This window comes from Bradyrhizobium uaiense (genome assembly GCF_010811875.1).
Taxonomy (GTDB): domain Bacteria; phylum Pseudomonadota; class Alphaproteobacteria; order Rhizobiales; family Xanthobacteraceae; genus Bradyrhizobium; species Bradyrhizobium uaiense.
Map to the genome: position 1 here is coordinate 1 of NZ_VKHP01000016.1, position 20,112 is coordinate 20,112.

General features: G+C 65.0%; 18 protein-coding genes. 9 read left to right on the top strand and 9 right to left on the bottom strand.

What is annotated here, in order from left to right; all coding sequences use genetic code 11:
* From FNJ47_RS06560 to FNJ47_RS06585, 6 genes are all read right to left on the bottom strand, one after another.
* On the bottom strand, positions 1-973 hold a 973-nt coding region (locus FNJ47_RS06560; protein ID WP_163151821.1), incomplete at its 3' end, for a branched-chain amino acid ABC transporter permease.
* On the bottom strand, positions 973-1,830 hold the full coding sequence (locus FNJ47_RS06565) for a branched-chain amino acid ABC transporter permease (protein WP_163151823.1): 858 nt from the start codon (positions 1,828-1,830) through the stop codon (positions 973-975). The genes FNJ47_RS06565 and FNJ47_RS06560, both read right to left, overlap by 1 nt.
* Positions 1,831-1,848: 18 nt before the next feature.
* Positions 1,849-3,045: an ABC transporter substrate-binding protein gene (locus tag FNJ47_RS06570; protein ID WP_235999540.1), complete on the bottom strand. Its 1,197-nt coding sequence runs from the start codon at positions 3,043-3,045 to the stop codon at positions 1,849-1,851.
* Between the two features lie 163 nt (positions 3,046-3,208).
* A complete protein-coding gene (locus FNJ47_RS06575) occupies positions 3,209-4,192 on the bottom strand; it encodes an NAD(P)-dependent oxidoreductase (RefSeq protein ID WP_163151825.1) in 984 nt (327 codons plus the stop codon).
* A gap of 12 nt (positions 4,193-4,204) precedes the next feature.
* The gene (locus tag FNJ47_RS06580) at positions 4,205-6,061 is read right to left on the bottom strand and encodes a TRAP transporter large permease (RefSeq protein ID WP_163151827.1); all 1,857 of its coding nucleotides are present in this window, start codon (positions 6,059-6,061) and stop codon (positions 4,205-4,207) included.
* A 9-nt stretch (positions 6,062-6,070) separates the two neighbouring features.
* Positions 6,071-7,102, bottom strand: coding sequence for a TRAP transporter substrate-binding protein (locus tag FNJ47_RS06585; RefSeq protein ID WP_163151829.1), 1,032 nt, complete (start codon positions 7,100-7,102; stop codon positions 6,071-6,073).
* Between the two features lie 171 nt (positions 7,103-7,273).
* On the opposite strand from FNJ47_RS06585, the gene FNJ47_RS06590 reads away from it, so the two are divergent.
* The 3 genes from FNJ47_RS06590 to FNJ47_RS06600 all read left to right on the top strand — a co-directional run bounded on the left by FNJ47_RS06590 (position 7,274) and on the right by FNJ47_RS06600 (position 10,886).
* Positions 7,274-8,020, top strand: coding sequence for a FadR/GntR family transcriptional regulator (locus FNJ47_RS06590; protein WP_235999541.1), 747 nt, complete (start codon positions 7,274-7,276; stop codon positions 8,018-8,020).
* Between the two features lie 352 nt (positions 8,021-8,372).
* Positions 8,373-9,104, top strand: a complete 732-nt coding sequence (locus FNJ47_RS06595) for a cytochrome c biogenesis CcdA family protein (protein ID WP_175068352.1) — start codon at positions 8,373-8,375, stop codon at positions 9,102-9,104.
* Positions 9,105-9,197: 93 nt separating this feature from the next.
* Positions 9,198-10,886, top strand: coding sequence for a SulP family inorganic anion transporter (locus FNJ47_RS06600; protein ID WP_163151835.1), 1,689 nt, complete (start codon positions 9,198-9,200; stop codon positions 10,884-10,886).
* A gap of 329 nt (positions 10,887-11,215) precedes the next feature.
* Here the strand turns inward: FNJ47_RS06600 and FNJ47_RS06605 are convergent, their stop codons facing one another.
* Together FNJ47_RS06605 and FNJ47_RS06610 are read right to left on the bottom strand one after the other, a co-directional pair.
* The gene (locus FNJ47_RS06605) at positions 11,216-11,608 is read right to left on the bottom strand and encodes a hypothetical protein (protein ID WP_163151837.1); all 393 of its coding nucleotides are present in this window, start codon (positions 11,606-11,608) and stop codon (positions 11,216-11,218) included.
* A gap of 198 nt (positions 11,609-11,806) precedes the next feature.
* On the bottom strand, positions 11,807-13,231 hold the full coding sequence (locus tag FNJ47_RS06610; protein WP_163151839.1) for an FAD-linked oxidase C-terminal domain-containing protein: 1,425 nt from the start codon (positions 13,229-13,231) through the stop codon (positions 11,807-11,809).
* A gap of 138 nt (positions 13,232-13,369) precedes the next feature.
* Between FNJ47_RS06610 and FNJ47_RS06615 the strand changes: the two genes are divergently transcribed.
* Entirely contained in the window at positions 13,370-13,861 is a 492-nt protein-coding gene (locus FNJ47_RS06615; protein ID WP_163151923.1) for a thioesterase family protein, read from the top strand.
* Positions 13,862-13,876: 15 nt separating this feature from the next.
* Here FNJ47_RS06615 and FNJ47_RS06620 read toward each other — a convergent pair whose 3' ends face one another.
* The gene (locus tag FNJ47_RS06620) at positions 13,877-14,050 is read right to left on the bottom strand and encodes a DUF1328 domain-containing protein (protein WP_021077209.1); all 174 of its coding nucleotides are present in this window, start codon (positions 14,048-14,050) and stop codon (positions 13,877-13,879) included.
* Between the two features lie 293 nt (positions 14,051-14,343).
* Here FNJ47_RS06620 and FNJ47_RS06625 point away from each other — a divergent pair, with 293 nt between their 5' ends.
* The 5 genes from FNJ47_RS06625 to FNJ47_RS06645 all read left to right on the top strand — a co-directional run bounded on the left by FNJ47_RS06625 (position 14,344) and on the right by FNJ47_RS06645 (position 20,086).
* Complete coding sequence (locus tag FNJ47_RS06625; RefSeq protein ID WP_163151841.1) at positions 14,344-16,932, top strand: ATP-dependent helicase; 2,589 nt, start codon at positions 14,344-14,346, stop codon at positions 16,930-16,932.
* 63 nt (positions 16,933-16,995) lie between these two features.
* The gene (locus tag FNJ47_RS06630; protein WP_163151843.1) at positions 16,996-17,409 is read left to right on the top strand and encodes a hypothetical protein; all 414 of its coding nucleotides are present in this window, start codon (positions 16,996-16,998) and stop codon (positions 17,407-17,409) included.
* Positions 17,406-18,092: an OmpA family protein gene (locus FNJ47_RS06635; protein WP_163151845.1), complete on the top strand. Its 687-nt coding sequence runs from the start codon at positions 17,406-17,408 to the stop codon at positions 18,090-18,092. The genes FNJ47_RS06630 and FNJ47_RS06635 overlap by 4 nt, the downstream gene beginning before the upstream one ends.
* Before the next feature lie 149 nt (positions 18,093-18,241).
* Positions 18,242-19,165, top strand: a complete 924-nt coding sequence (locus tag FNJ47_RS06640; protein WP_163151847.1) for an ABC transporter ATP-binding protein — start codon at positions 18,242-18,244, stop codon at positions 19,163-19,165.
* 159 nt (positions 19,166-19,324) lie between these two features.
* Entirely contained in the window at positions 19,325-20,086 is a 762-nt protein-coding gene (locus FNJ47_RS06645) for an ABC transporter permease (RefSeq protein ID WP_163151849.1), read from the top strand.
* Positions 20,087-20,112: the final 26 nt, after the last annotated feature.

The window sequence follows — 20,112 nt, forward strand, 5'->3', positions numbered from 1 at the left end:
ACGCGGTGCTGCTGCTTGTGATCGTGCTGGCGATGCCGCCGGGCATCACCAGCACGATCACAAGCAGCAGCACCGCGTAGAGAAAGGTCGACCAGGCCGCGAGCGGCGCGGCGATCTCCGGCAGAATGGTCAGAATGATGGTGCCGAGCATCGGTCCGAGGATCGAGCCGCGACCGCCGATCAGGATCGCGATGAAGAACAGCACCGAGAGGTCGAAGGTGAAAGCGTCGGGTGTGATGTAGGTCTGCAGGGTTGCGAACAACCCGCCGGCGATGGCCGCCAGCGCCCCGGCGAACAGGAAGATTGCGATCAGCATGTTCGGCTTGGAGATGCCGCTGGCTTCGGCGGCGACCTCGGCGTCGCGCACCGCGATCAGGGCGCGGCCGAACCGGCTGCGTGCGACGTTGGCGCTCATCCAGGTGGTGAACGCGGCAAACGCGATGCAAAGGCCATAGAAGCCCCACGGCGTGTTGAACGGCGCCGGGAATTCCGGACCGGTAATGCCGATACCGCCGCCGGTCACGCTCTGCCAGGCCAGTGCGATCTGCGTCACGATGGTCGCAAAGCCCAAGGTCGACATCGCGAAGTAGAAGGTGCGCAGGCGCAAGGCCGGCAGGCCGACGATCACGCCGAAGACCGCACCGATCAGGCCTGCGATCGGCAAGGCGGCGAACACCGGAATCGCCGGCATCACGTTGCCGGCGACCAGCACGCTCGTGGTGTAGGCGCCGAGCGTCAGCAGCGCGACATAGCCGATCGCCAGATGGCCGGCAAAGCCGACCACCAGATTGAGGCCGGACACCAGCACCCAGTAGATCGCGGCACGCGTGCCGATCAGCACCCAGTAATCATTGCTGACGAAGGGCAGCACCACCGCCAGCACGAGAATGCCGAGAAACGGCAGGACGTGCGGCAGCGCGGCGCGCCATGCGCCGCTGTCGGTCCGGGGCGGCGCGGCTGCGACCGAGGTCATCACACCCTCCGCGCAGTGGAGCTGCCGAACAGCCCTTGCGGCGCCGCGAGCAGCACCACGATGAACAACGTGAACACCGCGACCGACGAGAAGATGCCGCCGACCAGGAAATTCGCCGCCTGCTGGAACAGGCCGAGCGCCAGCCCGCCGATGATCGCGCCTCTGTTATTGCCAAGCCCGCCGAGAGCCACCGGCACGAAGCCGTAGAAATTCAGCAGTGCGCCATTGGCGAAGAAGGCGAGCAGCAGCTGCCCGCCGGAGAATCCGGCGATGCCGCCGACCACGCCCGCGAGCGCGTAGCTCGCGACGCGCAGATTGCGCTCCGGCAGGCCGAGCGCGCGGGCCGCAAAATTGTCCTCTGCGATGGCCAGGAACGCGCGGCCGACCAGCGTGCGGCGGTAGAGATATTCAAGGCCGATGACGGTGATAGCGCAGGCAGCGACCGGCAGCCAGAACTTCTCGTCCAGCACGCCCTCACCCATTCCGACCACGCGCGGGAACGGCTGCGGCTCGGTGCCCCATTTGATCGCGGTGACCTGCTGGATCATCAGCGCGACCGCCAAGGTCGAGAGCACGTAGAGATGCTGATCGAGGCTCTTGAGCACCGGCCGCACCGCGACGAATTCGGTAATGATCCCGATCACCGCGCAACAGAGCAGCGTCAGCACGAAGCCTGCGGCAATCGGTAGACCGAGCTTCAGCGTGAACATCGAGCCGAACACGCCGCCCAGCATCGCAAGCTGGCCGGCGGTGAAGCTCATCACCCGCGAGGTCGAGAACATCGTGTTGTAGGTGACGCCGACCAGCGCGTAGATCGCGCCCGCCGCGAGACCGGATGCAAGGATCGAGGCCAGCATCGGCTGCGCCCTCGCTCTTTATGTATACCCCGGCGCCAGCGCGAAGGTGCCGTCCTTGGCGGTAGAGGCTTCCGACATCACGATCTCTTCGGTCAGATAACCGTTATGCTGCGTCGGCGAGAACCGGTAATTGCCGAAATAGCCGGGATAGGTCGACAGCGAGTTCCAGTAGTTGATGATGCCAGCGCTGTCGGTCGAGCCGCTTTCCCCGATAGCCTTGGCGATCAGCTCGATGCAATCGATGCCGCCGGCGATCCACCACAGGAGGGTGTCGTTCAACGCGATATTGGCCTTGGTCAGCCGCACGACCAGGTCCGCGCTCTTCGCCGGCAGCTTGCCGGCGCCGTCATAGCTGCAGCTCTTGTAGCCGATCGCATAGACCTTCTTCCAGTTCTCCGGCTTGGCGACCAGGCTCGCAAGCTCGCCCGAGGCCAGCGACGGATGCCCGACGAAGGGAACATCCCAGCTCATCGCGGCGCGGGTGTTGAACATGCGCGCCTCCATGCCGGTCGAGACGCTCCACACCACGATCGCCTCGGCGCCGGCGTTCTTGGCGCGCAGCATGTCCGGCGTCATGTCGGGCTGCGTGGCGTCGACATTGGCCTGATAGACGACCTCGGCGCCGTCCTTCTTGAACGCTGCGACGGAGGCGCCGACCGCGGTGACGCCATAGCCGGTGGTGTCGCCGATCACCGCGACCTTCTTCACCTTGAGGATCTTGAGGCAATAATTGCGCACGGCATCATCCCATTGATTGTTCGATGGCGCGATGCGGAACGCGTTGGGGAACTTGACCGGATCGATCAGGGTCTCGACGACGCAGGGGTGCAGGTCGGGCATCTTGGCGCGCGCCATGATCGGCGTCGTCGCCAGCGCCTCGCCCGAATTCAGCGGCCCCCAGATCGCGTGGACCTTGGCCTGGCTGATCAGCTCCTGCGTGGCGTTGACAGCCTTGGTCGGATCGCCCTGGGTGTCGCGCATCACGAGCTCGATCTTGCGGCCCTTCACCCCGCCCGCACCGTTGATGGCATCGACCGCGAAATTGACGCCGCGGTTGAAGCCGACGGTCGGCGCCGAGCTCGGCCCGGTGATCGCTGCGAGACAGCCGATCTTGATCGGTTCGGATTGCGCGATGGCCGGGGCCGGGAAGGAGAATGATGCGGCGCCCAATGCACCGGCGCTGCCCAACAAGACGTCACGGCGTGAAATGGCCATGTGATGCACTCCCTGTTTCCCTCTCGGCGCCCGTCGTTTGTTGCGGGACGTCCGTTGATTGATTGTCCGCGCGCTCTTTGGCCGCGGTTTTACAGGTTCAAGTTTGAGCTGGATGTAAAGGTCTTGTCCAGCCCTTCCGATAGCATTGGGATCAGCTGAACTTTCATGGCCGAGGCCGCCGCGTCCAGTGCTCGGCGTTGACAGCCCCGACAGGTATTTCTCCGGCGACGATCTTCGCGACCTGGCGCACGGTCTCCGACGATTGATGCTCGATGGCCTGCGGCGTCAGGCCGCCGACATGCGGCGTTGCGATTACATTGCCGAGCTTCGCAAGTTCCGGCGTCGGCATCTGGTCGGGCGCGCGGCCGACATCCAGCGCCGCGCCCGCAATGCGGCCATCGCGCAGCGCGGCCGCCAGCGCCGCTTCGTCGACGAGATTGCCGCGCGACAGGTTGATGAAGAACGCGTGCCTCTGCATCCGCGCCAGCGCCGCCTGCCCGATCAGGTTCTCGGTCTGCGCATTGGCGATGGCGAGGCAGACGACGTAGTCGGCGCGCGCCAGCAGATCGTCGAGCGGCAGATGCGCGATCACCACATCGTCGATGGCCGCAAAGGGATCGGCGACCAGCACATTCATGCCGAGCGCCTTGGCAAGGCCGGCAAGATAGCGCCCGATGCTGCCATAGCCGATGATGCCGATCGTGCTGCCCGCAAGCTGGCGGCCCATCACGACCTCGGGCGCGCTGCCCGCATGATAGTCCGCAGTGGCCCGCGACACGCCGCGCGACAGATCGACCATGAAGCCCAGCGCGAGTTCGGCGACCGACTGCACGAATCCGGCGCTCGCCTGCGTCACCAGCACGCCCGCGGCGGATGCCGCGGCCACGTCGATATTGCGGATATCGACCGCGCAGCGCACGAAGGCGCGCAGCTTCGGCAGAACCGGGAAGATCGCGCCTGGCCCCTGGGTCATGCGATCGGCGACGATGATGTCGGCGTCGGCCGCGGCCTCGACGAGGGCGGTTGCATCGAGGGCCTCGTCGTCCTCGTGAAGTTTGACGTCAGCGACCGCGCGCAAGCCGTTCAGGCTGCGCTCGCCGTAATAGTCGCGGCGCATTTGCGGGGTATGGGCGAGCAGCACCTTCACGACAGCACTCCCCTAATAGCCGAGCGCATGCGGCAAGGCCGTGCTGATGGCCGGCACGAAGGCGATCACCAGCAGGCACAGCAACAGCAGGCCGAGATAGCCCAAAATCGGCTTGATGGTCTGCTCGATCGGCACGTTGCCGATCAGGCAGGCGCCGTAGAGCCCGAGCCCGAGTGGCGGCGCAAACAGGCCGAGCCCCATCGCGATGACCAGCACGACGCCGAAATGCAGGGGATCGACGCCGAGCTTGACGGCCACCGGCAGCAGCAGCGGGCCGAAGATGATCAGCGCCGCGGCGCCCTCGAGCACCGAGCCCATCACCACCAGCACCAGGATCGAAAGCAGCATGAACAGCCAGGCGCCATGGCTGCCCGAGATCGCCAGCATGAGGTCGCCGACCGCGTGCGGCACCTGTTGCAAGGTCAGGATGAAGGCGAGCGATTGCGCCGCGGCGACGATGAACAGCACCAGTCCCGAGCGCGTTGCGGATTGCACGAAGCAGTGCGCCAGGCTTTTCACGCCGAGCTCGCGGAACAACAGGCTGCCGACCGCGATGGCGTAGACCGCGGCAAAGGCCGAGATCTCGGTCGCGGTGGCGAAGCCGCTCTTGAAGCCGAAGAAGATCATGAAGATCAGCCCGAACGAGGCGATCGCGCCGGTCCACAAGCCCGATACCGCGGCGCGCGGCTCGGCTTCCGCGTTCGCGGCGGGACGCTTGCCGAAGATGATCGACACCGCGATCAGCGCCAGCGCCATCAGTGCAGCCGGCAGCATGCCGGCGACGAACAGTCCGCCGATCGAGAGGTTGGCGACGAAGCCGAGGATGATCAGGTTGATACAGGGCGGAATGGTTTCCGCCATCACCGCGGAGGCCGCAAGCAGCGCCACTGCCCCGCCCGGGTTCTGCCGCGAGCGGCGCGCCGCCGGGATCAGCACCGAACCGACCGCGGCGACATCGGCCATCTTCGAGCCTGATATGCCCGAGAACAGCACCATCGACATCACCATCACGACGTTGAGCCCGCCGCGCATCCGCCCGACCGCGCGTTGCAACAGCTCGATCAGCCGGACCGACATGCCGTTGGCTTCCATCAGATAGCCGACCAGGATAAAGAACGGGATCGCCAGCAGCACGAAATTGTCGATGCCGCGCGCCATCTGCTGGGCGAAGATCACGCCAGGCAACGTGCCCTCGACCCAGATGAAGATCAGCGCCGCCAGCGCCAGCGCGAAGCCGATCGGCAGTCCGCCGAACAGCGTGAGGAAGAAGCCGACCAGCATCAACGTCTGCGACGACGGCACCGACGACGGCGCTAACGCGTCCCAGGCCAGATAGAGACCAATGATGACGGCCGTCGCGACGATGCCTGCCACCATGTCGCGCAACGTCCGGCCGCAGAATGTCTCGAACGCGAAGATGGTCATGAACGCCGCGCCGACGCCCATCGGATAGAACGTCCACTCCAGCGGCAGCCCCGAGCCCGAGGTCTGCCCCGTGGTCAGCCAGCCCATCTTGATGGCATTGAACGCGACGTAGGCCGCGATGATGGTGACGAGCAGCGCGCCGACCGCGTCGACGATCCGGCGCACGCCCGGCGCCAGCATGTCGACGAAGAAGGCGACACCGAGATTCTCGCTGCGCGCGAGCGCGCTCGCCGCACCGAAGAAGCTCGACCCGACCATCAGGCCGCGGGCGACGTCGTCGGACCACTCGACCGGCGCATTGAACAGGAAGCGGGCCAGCACCGAGACGCAGACCACCACGAGATCGGCAGCGAGCAGGACCGCGGCGATCGCATCACTGAGCGCAAGCAATGGCGCCGTGATCCGATCGGTGCGGCTTCGCGTCGCAACTGCGGCGACTGACATGCGCCGACCTCAGGCCTGGGTGGCGCGGATCAGATCGACGACGGCCTTCGCCTCGGGCCGCGCCTTGATGAAATTGTCGGTCTGCGGCAGCACGCGCTTGCGGAACGCCTCCTTGTCGCATTCGACCACCGTGACGCCCTTCTCCGCCAGCGACGCCAGCGCTTCCTTCTCCACCGCGAGGCCGTGCGTACGGGTATCGGCCGCAGCCTTCTTCGCTGCATCGAGGAACCCTTCGCGCAGCTTGGGATCCATCCGGTTGAAGGTGGTGTCGCTGAAATAGACCGCGAGCGGCGAGAAGATGTGCTGGGTCAGGGCGTAGTTCTTCGACGTCTCGTAGAACTTGCTCGCGAGGATGGTCGGCGGATCGTGCTCGAGGCCGTCGAGCACGCCGGCTTGCAGCGCCGTATAGATCTCGCCGAACGCCAGCGGCGTCGCGGCGGCGCCCATCAGCCGCAGGCATTCGGTGATGATCGGATTGGGCAGCGTGCGGATCTTGAGGCCGGCGAGATCTTCCGGCGTCTTCACCGGCTTCTTCGACAACACGCTGCGCGCGCCGAAATTGTAGGCCCAGGCGATGATGTGGATGCTGCCACCCTTGAGCAGCGCATCCTCGATCGGCTTCGCCGCGCCGGCGTCGAACGCCTTGGTCTGCTGCTCGTAGCTGGTGAAGAGGTAGCCGAGGTCGAACGTGCTGACGAGCGGCACGAGATTCGCCGAGATCGACGAGCCCGACACCATCAGGTCGATCACCCCGAGCTTCACCGAGTTGATGACGTCGATCTCCTGGCCGAGCTGGTTGTCGGGGAAGAACGTCACCTCGATCTGCTCGCCGAGCCCGTTCGCCTTCAGGCTCTTGACGAGGTTGTCGTTGTAGACGCGGCCGTTGGCGTATTTGGGATCATTCGGCAGCGACGACGAGCAGCGCAGCTTCATGGCCGCGGCCTCTGCGCGGCCGATGATGGCAGGCGCGGCGGCGAGCCACGCCGCAGCAGTGACCGATGACCGCAACACGATACGGCGGCTCATGCGCGTCGACGTCATGATGGTGCTCCTCCCCAGGAACGGATCGTTATTGTCTTGGCATTCTCTCGCCTGCCCGCCGGTTAGCCCGAGCTTGGCAGCGCTTTTGTCATAATGTATGACAAAAGCAATACGGTTGTGCAAGAGCGCGGCGCTGCGGCGGCGCAGGCTTCAACCGCAGCGAGGCTTCCGATGTTCCAGACATCCAACGCGTTGCGTCGGAGCGTGCACAGCCAGGTCACCGACCGGGTCGGCAGCAGCATCGTGCGCGGCGAGATCGGCGTCGGCGAGACGCTGCCGCCGGAAATGCAGATCTGTGAGATGATGGCTGTCAGCCGCACCGTGGTGCGCGAGGCGATCCGCACCCTGACCGGCAAGGGCCTGATCGAGTCGCGTCCCAAGAGCGGCACAAGGGTGCGACCGCCCGAGCAATGGAATCAGCTCGATCCCGACGTGCTGCGCTGGCACCTCGAGAGCGCCGAGATCGATCGCTATCTGGCAAAGCTGTTCCAGCTGCGCTCGGCGGTCGAACCGGCCGCGGCGGCGCTTGCGGCCACCCATGCCCACGAAGACGACATCGCCCGCATCCGCGCCGGATGCGACGGGATGGACGCGGCGCAGACCAACGAGGCGTTCGTTGCCGCCGACATCATGTTCCACCAGGCAATCTATTTCGCGACCCGCAACGAGTTCTTCTGGCCGATCGCCCAGATGTTCGAGATCACGCTTCGGCAGAGCTTTACGATCGCCGCAACCGGCTCGCACCGTCCACGCGCGCTAATCGAGCACCGCGCGGTGCTGGACGCAATCGTGGCCGGCGATGCGGAGGCCGCGCGCGCGGCCACGGTGGTGCTGTTGGCGCATTCCGCCGACGATCTGGTGCGGATTCGCGGCCGGGAGTTCGAGACGCCATCGCCACGGGACGCGCGCAAGCGGTAACAAGCGGGCAACTCTCTCCCCGTCGTCGTCCCGGCGAAAGCCGGGACCCATACGCCGCAGCCGATGTTACGAAGGGGGACTCGTCATTCCAGCATCACGAGATAATCAGCATCGGTGGTTATGGGTCCCTGCTTTCGCAGGGACGACATCGAATATGTTGCGCGACCGCTGAAATTGCGCACCGGGGAATGACGGAACTATAAGCCGCTAAGGAGCCGGATGGCGCCCGCCTTGGCCTGCCCGCCCCCGGACACGACCCTGTGACCATAGTTGAATGCCAGGCTGACGAAACTTCTGGATTGTTGGCTGCGTAGACGCCAAGACAGCACGGTAATTCCGCGAAGGTCCTTTGATGCACGACGTCTCGATCCCGGCGGCCCTGATTGCCGGCCTAGTCAGCTTCCTGTCGCCCTGCGTGCTGCCGCTGGTGCCGCCCTATCTGATCTATTTGACCGGGGCGACCATCGAGCAGGTCAACCAGGACGGCGCCACCGCGGCCTCCAAGCGCGCGGTCATGATGGCGGCGCTGATGTTCGTGCTCGGCTTCTCCACCGTGTTCGTCGCACTCGGCGCCAGCGCGTCCATCGTCGGCGGGCTGGTGCGCGCCTGGTCGGCCGAGTTCTCGATCCTGGCTGGCATCGTGATCATCGTCATGGGCCTGCATTTCCTCGGCATCACGCGGATCGGCCTTCTGATGCGCGAGGGGCGACTGACCGCGCCCAAGCCGGTCGGGTTGTGGGGCGCCTATGTCATGGGCCTTGCGTTCGCTTTCGGCTGGACGCCGTGCATCGGGCCGATCCTCGCCGCGATCCTCTCGATCGCAGCCGCGGAGGCCACCGTGACCAAGGGTGCCGGCCTGCTCGCGATCTATTCCGCCGGGCTCGGCATCCCCTTCCTGCTCGCAGCCTTCCTGGTCGAGCAGTTCTCCTCACTATTCGCACGGATGAAGCGTCACCTCGACACCGTCGAACGCGTGATGGGCGCGCTGATGGTGGTCACCGGCATCGGCTTCCTGACCGGCGCCGTCTCCAGCGTCAGCGTCTGGCTGCTCGAGACTTTCCCGGCGCTGCAGAATATCGGCTAGCCGTTCGCGCCTGCACACGCGCGTTCGCTGGCTTTTGGCCACGTGATGTCCGACTATTGCGGCCCCTTTCGCCGCCAGCTGAGTCGGAGACCGATGGCCCCCACCCCCGCGACACCCACCAACTGGCCGATCTTCCGTTCGCTCAGTGCGTTCCGGCCGAGCGACCTGCCGGGTGACTTGATCGCCGGACTGACGCTCGCCGCGATCGCAATCCCGGAGCAGATGGCGACCGCGCGGCTTGGCGGCTTCTCGCCGCAGATCGGCTTCTTTGCCTTCATGGCGGGCTCGCTCGGCTTTGCGATGTTCGGCGCCAACCGCTTCCTGTCCTGCGGCGCCGATTCCACGATCACGCCGATCTTCGCGGGCGGGCTGGCGCTGATGGCGACGGCAGGCTCGCCCGACTATCAGGCGTTCGCGATGGCGCTCGCGCTGATGGTCGGCGTCATCATGATCGCCGGCGGCCTGTTCAAGCTCGGCTGGATCGCCAATCTGCTGTCGACGCCGGTGACCGTCGGCTTCCTCGCCGGCATATCCGTCCACATCCTGGTCTCGCAGCTGCCCGGCGTGCTCGGCCTGACCACGCCGGACGGGCCGACGCTCTACAAGCTCGGGGTTCTCGCCGGGAAGATCGGCGAGACCAATCTCTACACGCTCGTGATCGGCCTCGGCGTGCTGGCGCTGGTCGCCGGATCGGAGAAGATCAGCGCGCGGATTCCGGGTGCGTTGATCGGCCTTGTCGCGGCCACCATCGCCGTGATCGCCGGCCATCTCGAAACCAAGGGCGTGAAGGTGGTCGGCACAGTGCCCGGCACGCTGCCGACGCCATCCTTTCCCGACATCGCACCGGAGCGATGGATCAAGCTGCTGTCGCTGGCGATCCTGATCGCCGTCGTCGTCATGGTGCAGACCGCGGCGACGACGCGCTCATTCCTGTCCGATCCGAACAAGCCGGCCGACGTAGATCGCGACTTTCTCGGCGCCGGCGCCGGCAGCGTTCTATCCGGGCTGTTCGGCGCCTTTCCCGTCAACGCCAGCCCGCCGCGCACCGGCATCGTCTCGGAGACCGGCGGACAAACGCAGCTCTCGGGGCTGTTTGCCGCGGCCATCGTGCTCGCACTGCTCGCCTTCGGCGCAACACTGCTGCAGCACGTGCCTGATGCTGCGCTCGGCGGCGTCCTGCTGTTCGTGGCGCTGCGCATCATCCGCATGAAGCAGATCGTCGCGATCTACCGCCAGTCGTTCTACGAGTTCCTGCTGGTGGTGGCGACGGCTGCCTCGATCATCGTGCTGCCGATCGAGCAAGGCGTCGCCGTCGGCATCGCGCTGTCGCTGCTGCACGGCATCTGGACCACGACGCGGGGCCAGCTGGTGGAATTCGTCCACGTGCCCGGCACCACGATCTGGTGGCCGACGGGCCCGCACGTCACCGGCGAGCGTAAGCCCGGCATTGCCGTGGTCGGCCTGCAGGCGCCGTTGTCGTTCCTCAACGCGGAAGGTTTTCACGGCGGCGTGCTCAAGACCATCGGCCATGCGACGCCCAAGCCGCGGCTGCTGGTGATCGAGGCCAGCGGCATGGTCGAGATCGATTTCACGGCGGCGCAGGCGCTGCGCGATTTGTTCCGCGAATGCCGCGATGACGGGGTGACGGTGGCGGTGGCGCGGCTCGAATCCGAGCGCACGCAGGAGGCTTTCGAGCGCTTCGATCTCTACGAGGTGCTGCAGCGGGACCACGTCTTCCACAGCGTCGATGAGGCGGTGCGCACGTTGGGTGGGCAGAGCTAGAAATCGATGAGATCGGAGGCTGCGTAGCCCGGATGAGGCGCAGCGCCATCCGGGATCCTCTCGCACGTTGATAAACCGTCCCGGATTTCGCGGAGCCTGTCATCGGGCGCGCGTTCGCGCGACCCGTTGGCTCCATCCGGGCTACGGGGACTGGGGCGAGCGTGCATCTGCGCGATTTCGGAATTTTGGAAAAATATCCGTGAGTTGCCCGACGTGTCAAGTAGCCTGGTCGAATGCCGGCCACCGCCGGCTACTTTGCATGGGGTTGTTTTCGATATTTTGGCAACGCGCCTCCCCGCAAGCGGGCGAGGCGCGCCGGATCAACCGACTCAAGCCTGCTCACCCTCCAACGTCGGATACTCCCTCAGCACCTCGGCCTTGATCGAACCCGCATGGATGGCGCGGAACAGCGCCCGCCCCGCCTTGATGTTGTTGGCCTTCATGCAGAGGCCGACGATCTCGCGCACCGCGGAATCCCGCACCAGCTGGTCGGATATCTTCATCGCGGTCTCCATCGCGGCCTTGGCGGCACGCTCGTAGCGAGCGCGCTCGATCTGCTGCTGCTTCGGCGAACGCTTGTCGGGTGAGCCGATCGCCTCGGCACAGCCGGCCGCATCGCGGCAGATCGCACGAATCCTGTGCGCAGCCTCGATGTCGCCGAGCGGCTGCTCAGCGGGATCGTCCCAGATGTCCTTGCGCTCGGCCTTGTTGAACAACCACATCGCCGTACCCAAAAGCGAGGCAAGCATAGCTGGCCCTGGTGCAACCTGTGAATGGCAGAGTCTGCGCGACGCCGAGCAAGCGGCGAACTATGGCGTTGAGGTCACACCAAACCGGCTGTTCCACGCGCAATGTGCGCCCGGAGCGAGAAGCCGCGGTCACACTGCGTCACACACGCCGCGCAAGAAAGTGCTGCGCGCTCAGGCGGCAGGAACGATCTTTCCGGGGTTGAAAATGTTTTGCGGATCGAGCGCGTGCTTCAGCGCCCGCATCGCGTCGAGCGCCTCGGGGCCGAGCTCGGCCTTCAAATATTTCTGCTTGCCCTGGCCGATGCCGTGCTCGCCGGTGCAGGTGCCGTCCATCGATTGCGCGCGCTCGACCAGGCGGTGCATGAACTCCTCGCCGCGCGCCATTTCGTCCTTGTTGTTGACGTCGCAGAGCAGCGAACAGTGGAAATTGCCGTCGCCGACATGGCCGACGATCGGCGACAGCAGATTGAGCCGCTTCAGGTCGTCTTCGGTCTCGGTGACACAGTCGGCAAGCCGCGAGATCGGCACGCAGACGTCGGTTGCAACGACGCCGATGCTGTCGCCGGGACGCAGCGCCTTGACCGACCAGTAGGCGTCATGCCGGGCCTGCCATAGCTTGGTGCGGTCTTCCGGCTTGGTGGTCCAAGTGAAGTCGCCGCCGCCGCATTCGGCGGCGATATCGCGGAAGTTCTTCGACTGCTCGGCGACCTCGACCTCGCTGCCGTGGAATTCCAGCAGCAGCAGCGGCGTCTCCGGCAGCGACAGTTTCGAGTAGCTGTTGCAGGCTTTCACCTGCGCGGCATTGAGCAGTTCGATCCGCGCGACCGGAATTCCGGTCTGGATCGCGAGGATGGTGGCCTGACAGGCGCCAGCCACCGTCTCGAACGAACAGGCGGCGGCCGCGATCGTGTCCGGGATGCCGCGCAGGCGGATGGTCAGTTCGGAGATGATGCCGAGCGTACCCTCGGCGCCGACGAACAGATGCGTCAGGTCGTAGCCGGCCGACGACTTCTTGGCGCGCGTGCCGGTCGTGATGATCTCGCCGTCGCCGCGCACCACCTTCAGCGCCAGCACGTTCTCGCGCATGGTGCCGTAGCGCACCGCGTTGGTGCCGGAGGCGCGGGTCGAGGTCATGCCGCCGAGCGAGGCGTCGGCGCCGGGATCGATCGGGAAGAACAGGCCCTGGTCGCGCAGATGCTCGTTCAGCGCCTTCCGCGTCACGCCGGGCTGGATCACGCAGTCGAGGTCCTCGGCATGCACCTCGAGCACCTTGTTCATGTCGCGCAGATCGATGCAGACACCGCCCGCGGGCGCGTTGACCTGGCCCTCGAGCGAGGTTCCGGTACCGAACGCGATGACCGGCACGCGATTGGCCGAGCAAATCCGCACCACGTCCTGGATGTCGGCGGTTTCCTGCGCCATCACCACCGCGTCCGGCGGCTGGGTCGGCAACCATGTGGTGGTATGGGCGTGCTGTTCGCGCACCGCCTGCGACGTGACGAGCCGGTTGCCGAACCGCGCCGCCAGCGCGTCGATCGCGCGCTTCAAGGCCTGCGGCTCAGGTCGCGTCACATTGCTCGAAATCGTTGTCGCCACGTCAAATTTCCTCCCGGCTTTAGCCGACCGTGGCAAAGCTTGTATAAGGGGTCAAGAGAGCCTGACTTGAAAAAAGTTCATGCTCGAACGCCAGCAAACCGGGGATGGAAGATGACTTCAGTGACTGCCGCCAGCGAGATGCCTATTCCGGCCGCCCCGTTCAAATCTTCGGTGATGCAGATCGACCCGCAATGGATCGATTACAACGGCCATCTCAACATGGCCTACTACAATGTGATGTTCGACCGCGCCATCGACGAGATGTGGCTGCAGCTCGGCATCGGCCCGGCCTACATGAAGGCGCGGCATTGCTCGACCTTCACCGCCGAGTGCCATGTCCGTTACATCAGGGAAATTCATCTCGGCGATCCCGTGCAGGTCTCGGTCTTCCTGCTCGGCGCCGACGAGAAGCGGCTGCACACATTCGAGGAGCTGCGCCACGCCACCGAGGGCTGGCTCTCGGCGACCTCGGAAAACCTCACGCTGCACATCGACATGGAGGCGCGCAAGGTGGCGCCCTTTCCGCCCGATATCCGCGCCCGGGCGCAAGCGATCGTGGCGAGCTATGCGGGGGTGCCGCGTCCCGAGGGCATCGGCCGCAACGTGGCGATGCCCTCGGCGAAGACGTGACCGAACGAACGTCCGCTACACTCTCGTGCGACCTCGCGCCAATCCGACCACCGCCGACACCAGGAACAGGATGATGGCGATGAAGAAGATCGCCTTGGCGATTTCGATCGAGGCGCCGGCGATGCCGCCGAACCCTAAAATGCCCGCGATCAGGGCGATGACCAGGAATGTGACGACCCAGCTCAGCATGATCAAACCTCTGCTTTGTTTCCCTGTCTGCTTTCTTGCGCGGGCCGCTGCCCGACGCCGCACCTGTTGAAACAATCCGGCGAGGAAACGCTGGTTCCTGAGCCCGAAACGGCGAAATTTCCGTCGAGTTTTGGAACCAGGCCGACTGCAAGGCTGCTGCCAAAAGCGTTCCTGTCGACCGCGATAAAACCTGTCAAAACGGCCGGTCAGGCCCTATATGGCCTTCAATCCCTGTTAAGAAGGCTCCCCTTCACCGTCCCACGGTGCCATCGTGGGGCCGAGACGATTCGCCAATGACCGAGCCGAGCAAATTGCCCCATCACGGCGTTCCCGAGCACCAGCCGGTGGCTGGCGGCATCGCTGCGCGTGCGCGGGCAACCGCCGGTCCGCAATATCTCAACGGCCTCAATCCGGAGCAGCGCGAGGCGGTCGAGACGCTCGACGGTCCCGTGCTGGTGCTCGCCGGCGCCGGCACCGGCAAGACGCGTGTGCTGACCACGCGCATCGCGCACATCCTGAGCCAGGGCCGTGCGCGGCCGCAAGAGATCCTGTCGGTGACCTTCACCAACAAGGCGGCGCGCGAGATGAAGCTGCGGCTCGGCCAGATGCTGGGACAGGCGGTCGAGGGCATGCCGTGGCTCGGCACCTTCCACTCCATCGGCGGCCGCATCCTGCGCATCCATGCCGAGCTGGTGCAGCTCAAATCCAACTTCACGGTGCTCGACGTCGACGACCAGGTGCGGCTTCTGAAGCAGTTGCTGCAGGCCGAGAACATCGACGACAAGCGCTGGCCGGCGCGGATGCTGGCCGGCCTGATCGACAGCTGGAAGAACCGCGGGCTGTCGCCGTCGCAGGTGCCCGCGGGCGAGGCCGCTTCATTCGGCAACGGCAAGGGCGGCAAGATCTACGCGACCTATCAGGAGCGGCTGAAGATCCTCAACGCCGCCGATTTCGGCGACCTCCTGCTCGAGAACATCAGGCTGTTCCGCGAGAATCCCGACGTTCTCCGGCAGTACCAGAACCGCTTCAAGTTCATCCTGGTCGACGAATATCAGGACACCAACGTGGCGCAGTATCTGTGGCTGCGTCTGCTGTCGCAGGCGCCGTCGCGGCCGGGGCGGTCTCTTGCCGATGTCATTCCGGGCGACCTTACCTCGCCCCGCTTGCGGGGAGAGGTCGGATCGCAAAGCGATCCGGGTGAGGGGGACTCTCCGCAGACCGTGCTCGTGGAGACTCCCCCTCACCCCGACCCTCTCCCCGCAAGCGGGGAGAGCGAGCAGCCTGCCCTCAAGAACATCTGCTGCGTCGGCGACGACGACCAGTCGATCTATGGCTGGCGTGGCGCCGAGGTCGACAACATCCTGCGCTTCGATCATGATTTTCCCGGCGCCAAGGTGATCCGGCTCGAGCGCAATTACCGCTCCACCGGCCACATCCTGGCCGCGGCCTCGCATCTGATCGCGCATAACGAAGGCCGGCTCGGCAAGACGCTGCGCACCGAGGATGTCGACGGCGAGAAGGTCACCGTCACCGGCTCCTGGGATTCGGAAGAGGAAGCGCGTGCGATCGGCGAGGAGCTCGAGGAGCTGCAGCGATCGGGCGAGAATCTCAACAACGTCGCCATCCTGGTCCGCGCCTCGTTCCAGATGCGCGAATTTGAAGACCGCTTCGTCACGCTCGGCCTGCCCTACCGCGTGATCGGCGGCCCCCGATTCTATGAGCGCGCCGAAATCCGCGATGCGCTGGCCTATCTGCGTACGATCAATTCGCCGGCCGACGATCTCGCCTTCGAGCGCATCGTCAACGTGCCCAAGCGGGGGCTCGGCGACGCCACCGTGCAGCTGCTGCACGACCATGCCCGCAAGCGCCGCATTCCGCTGTTCGAGGCGGCGCGTGCCGTGGTCGAGACCGACGAGCTGAAGCCGAAGGCGCGCGGGTCCCTGCGCGACCTCGTGATGCAGTTCGACCGCTGGCGCGCTCAGCGCGAGGTCACCTCGCATACCGAGCTCGCCGAGATCGTGCTCGACGAGAGCGGCTATACCGAGATGTGGCAGAAGGACCGCTCGGCCGACGCCGCGGGCCGGCTCGACAACCTCAAGGAACTGGTGCGCTCGATGGAGGAATTCGAGAACCTGCAAGGGTTTCTCGAACATATCTCGCTGGTGATGGACCGCGACGGTGAGGCCGGCGACGAGGCGGTGTCGCTGATGACGCTGCATTCGGCCAAGGGCCTGGAGTTCGATAACGTGTTCCTGCCGGGCTGGGAGGAAGGCCTGTTCCCGAGCCAGCGCACGCTCGACGAACAGGGCCGCGCCGGGCTCGAGGAGGAGCGCCGCCTCGCTCATGTCGGGCTCACGCGGGCACGCCGCCGCGCAAAAATCTATTTCGCGACCAACCGCCGCATCCATGGCACCTGGTCGACCACGATCCCGTCGCGCTTCCTCGACGAGCTGCCGGCGCACAATGTCGAGATCACCGAGTCCAAGGGCGGATCGGGCTGGGGCGGCAGCGGCGGCTATGGCGCCTCGCGCTTCGACAACCTCGAATCATTCGGCTCGAGCTATTCGACCCCGGGCTGGCAGCGCGCCCAGGCCAACCGCAACCGTGGCGGCGGGGGACGTAGCGGCGGGTTCGAGGAGCGGCAGTCGTCGTTTACCTCTTCCGATAGCTTCAGCCGCACCAAACGCGGCCCCATGGTGATCGAAGGCGAGCTGGTGGCAAAGTCCACGGGCACGACGTCGGAATTTTCGCTGGACGACCGGGTGTTTCACCAGAAATTCGGCTACGGCCATGTGGTGAAGATCGACGGCAACAAGCTGACCATCGCCTTCGAAAAGGCCGGCGAGAAGAAGGTGGTCGACAGCTTTGTGGAACGGGCGTGACAGAGAGGCCTTCTCTGTTCGTAGCTCTTGACCCCAGTTGATTTCATGGGTTGAGATACAGCCATGGTCCGGGGTGGGTTTTTCCTTTTTGTCGTTGCGCTCACTGCGCCGTCGCTGGCGGTCGCGGAGACAATGAGCTTTGGCGATTTGGCAGCGCAGCTCGCCAAGGCGTGCGGCGCCGACATCACCGCGAACTGCCGCGGCGTCAATCTCGACTCCAACCGCCTCAAGGAATGCCTGTCGCGCAACCGCGACGTGATATCGCCGCAGTGCAAGGAGAGCTACTTCTCCACCCTCGACGCGATCCAGAAGCGGATCGCGGCGCGCGTCACCGTGGCGAACGCCTGCACCCGCGAGATCGTCAAGGTCTGCGGCGGCTCGACCAAGGAAACCAGCAAGTCGGTCCCCTGCCTCGTCGGCGCCAAGGGCCTCAGCCGCAATTGCGCCCAGGCGATCAATGACGCGGGGTATCAATGATGCGGCCGTCGACGCGAGGCCTGCGCGACATTGGTCTTTTGGGCCTGCTCGGCACGCTGGCGTTGCTGGCGATGCCGACCGCGCACGCGCAGACCGCCATCACGCGCGACGACGTCATCGCCAAGCTGAATCACTACGAGACAGACACCGAAATCGATGTCCTAGCGCTGCGCCAGCAGGCGGCCGAACGATCGAAGTCACGCTCGAAGAACGAGCCGCCGCCCTCGAAGCGCCCGCCGATCGCCCCTGACCTGACCAAGCTGCCGACGTTCAACGCCGATATCCAGTTCGACGTCGACACGCCGATCGTGCTGCCGGACTCCTACCAGACCGTCGGGCGCATCGCCGATGCGCTGACGCAGTCCTCGCTGCTGCCGTACACCTTCCTGATCGTCGGCCATATCGAATCGACCGGACGGCGCGAGAATAACGTGCTGCTGAGCCAGCGGCGGGCCGACGCCATCCGCGACATCCTGATCAACACCTTCAAGATCACACCGAAGCGCCTGCAATCGGTCGGGCTCGGCGAAGAGCAGTTGCTCGACCCCGCCCGGCCCAATGCACCTGTCAACAACCAGGTGCAGATCATGCTGGTCGGCAAGCTCGCCGACACCGCGCCGCCCGCGCACCCTGCGCCAGCGGCCGCCGCCAAGAAGCCGGCCAAGCCCGCGAAGCGGCATTAGCGGCCTTTCCGCCACACCGCAGAACGAATTTTCTGCCCCGGCTGGTGATTGCAGAACGGATTATGCGTCCCTATCTGCGGTTGACCCCGCATCTCGCCGCGCCCGGGCCGCAATCCGCGCGCGCCCTTTCCTCACGCTTCCGATCCTCCATGTCGCCGATCATTTCCGTATCCAATCTTTCGAAGACCTATGGCTCCGGCTTCAAGGCGCTGAAGGGCATCAATCTGGACATCAATCGCGGCGAGATCTTCGCGCTGCTCGGGCCGAACGGCGCCGGCAAGACCACGCTGATCAGCATCATCTGCGGCATTGCCAATCCGAGCGAGGGCCGCATTGCGATCGGCGGCCACGACATCATCAGGGATTATCGCGCGGCACGGTCGATGATAGGGCTGGTTCCACAGGAACTGCACACCGACGCGTTCGAATCGGTGTGGGCGACCGTCAGCTTCAGCCGCGGCCTGTTCGGCAAGCCGAAGAACCCCGACCATATCGAGAAGGTGCTGAAGGACCTGTCGCTGTGGGACAAGAAGGACAACAAGATCATCACGCTGTCCGGCGGCATGAAGCGCCGCGTGATGATCGCCAAGGCGCTGTCGCACGAGCCGCAGATCCTGTTCCTCGACGAGCCCACCGCCGGCGTCGACGTCGAATTGCGCAAGGGCATGTGGGAAGTGGTGCGCACGCTGCAGGCGTCCGGCGTCACCATCATCCTGACCACGCACTACATCGAAGAAGCCGAGGAGATGGCCGACCGCATCGGCGTCATCAACAAGGGCGAGATCATCCTGATCGAGGACAAGGCGACCTTGATGCAGAAGCTCGGCAAAAAGCAGCTGACGCTGCAATTGCAGAACAAGCTCGATGCCATTCCGTCTGCGCTCGCCGCCTACAATCTCGAATTGTCCGACGACGGTCACGCGGTAACCTACGACTACGACACCAAGGGCGACCGCACCGGCATCACCAGCCTGCTCAGCGATCTGCGCAATGCCGGCATCCGCATTTCCGATCTCGATACGAAGCAGAGCTCTCTCGAAGACATCTTCGTCAGCCTGGTGCGGCAAGTTTGAAGTTCCTATCAGTTTTGCCGCACCCTCTTCATAGGAACTTCAAACTCCAATGCCGCACCAGAATCATAAGTTTTCTAGCGCTCCTTCGATTTCGAAGTTCGCATCGGAGGCTCCCCAAAAGCATGCGAACTTCGAAATCAGAGCGCTAGTGAGGGCGCCATGAACTACCGCGCAATCCGGGCGATCTATCTGTTCGAAATGGCGCGCACGTGGCGAACGCTGCTGCAGAGCATCGTCTCGCCCGTGGTCTCGACGTCGCTGTATTTCGTGGTGTTCGGCGCCGCGATCGGCTCGCGCATCACCGAGGTCGAGGGCGTCAGCTACGGCACGTTCATCGTGCCCGGGCTCGTGATGCTGTCGGTGCTGACCCAGAGCATCTCCAACGCCTCGTTCGGCATCTACTTCCCGAAATTCGCCGGCACGATCTACGAGATCCTGTCGGCGCCGATCTCCTATCTCGAGATCGTCATCGGCTATGTCGGCGCGGCCGCCACCAAGTCGATCATCCTCGGCCTGATCATCCTGGCGACCGCCGGACTGTTTGTACCTCTGCACATCCAGCATCCGGTATGGATGCTGACCTTCCTGGTGCTGACCGCCGTCACCTTCAGCCTGTTCGGTTTCATCATCGGCATCTGGGCCGACGGCTTCGAGAAGCTGCAGATGATTCCGATGCTGGTGGTAACGCCGCTCACCTTCCTCGGCGGCAGCTTCTATTCGGTGAACATGCTGCCGTCGGGCTGGCGCACCATCACGCTGTTCAATCCGGTGGTCTATCTGATCTCCGGCTTCCGCTGGAGCTTCTACGAGATCGCCGATGTCAGCGTCGGGCTCAGCCTCGGCATGACCGCGGGCTTTCTGATCGCCTGCTTGATGATCGTGGCCTGGATCTTCAGGACCGGTTACCGGCTGAAGAACTGACTTGCGAAAGCAAGTCATTCCGGGGC

Coding starts and splice junctions, on each gene's coding strand:
- FNJ47_RS06585 (WP_163151829.1), bottom strand. CDS start 7,102: ATGACGTCGACGCGCATGAGCCGCCGTATCGTGTTGCGGTCATCGGTC.
- FNJ47_RS06580 (WP_163151827.1), bottom strand. CDS start 6,061: ATGTCAGTCGCCGCAGTTGCGACGCGAAGCCGCACCGATCGGATCACG.
- FNJ47_RS06590 (WP_235999541.1), top strand. CDS start 7,274: ATGTTCCAGACATCCAACGCGTTGCGTCGGAGCGTGCACAGCCAGGTC.
- FNJ47_RS06570 (WP_235999540.1), bottom strand. CDS start 3,045: ATGGCCATTTCACGCCGTGACGTCTTGTTGGGCAGCGCCGGTGCATTG.
- FNJ47_RS06600 (WP_163151835.1), top strand. CDS start 9,198: ATGGCCCCCACCCCCGCGACACCCACCAACTGGCCGATCTTCCGTTCG.
- FNJ47_RS06645 (WP_163151849.1), top strand. CDS start 19,325: ATGAACTACCGCGCAATCCGGGCGATCTATCTGTTCGAAATGGCGCGC.
- FNJ47_RS06615 (WP_163151923.1), top strand. CDS start 13,370: ATGCCTATTCCGGCCGCCCCGTTCAAATCTTCGGTGATGCAGATCGAC.
- FNJ47_RS06595 (WP_175068352.1), top strand. CDS start 8,373: ATGCACGACGTCTCGATCCCGGCGGCCCTGATTGCCGGCCTAGTCAGC.
- FNJ47_RS06605 (WP_163151837.1), bottom strand. CDS start 11,608: ATGTGGTTGTTCAACAAGGCCGAGCGCAAGGACATCTGGGACGATCCC.
- FNJ47_RS06630 (WP_163151843.1), top strand. CDS start 16,996: ATGGTCCGGGGTGGGTTTTTCCTTTTTGTCGTTGCGCTCACTGCGCCG.
- FNJ47_RS06625 (WP_163151841.1), top strand. CDS start 14,344: ATGACCGAGCCGAGCAAATTGCCCCATCACGGCGTTCCCGAGCACCAG.
- FNJ47_RS06635 (WP_163151845.1), top strand. CDS start 17,406: ATGATGCGGCCGTCGACGCGAGGCCTGCGCGACATTGGTCTTTTGGGC.
- FNJ47_RS06565 (WP_163151823.1), bottom strand. CDS start 1,830: ATGCTGGCCTCGATCCTTGCATCCGGTCTCGCGGCGGGCGCGATCTAC.
- FNJ47_RS06620 (WP_021077209.1), bottom strand. CDS start 14,050: ATGCTGAGCTGGGTCGTCACATTCCTGGTCATCGCCCTGATCGCGGGC.
- FNJ47_RS06640 (WP_163151847.1), top strand. CDS start 18,242: ATGTCGCCGATCATTTCCGTATCCAATCTTTCGAAGACCTATGGCTCC.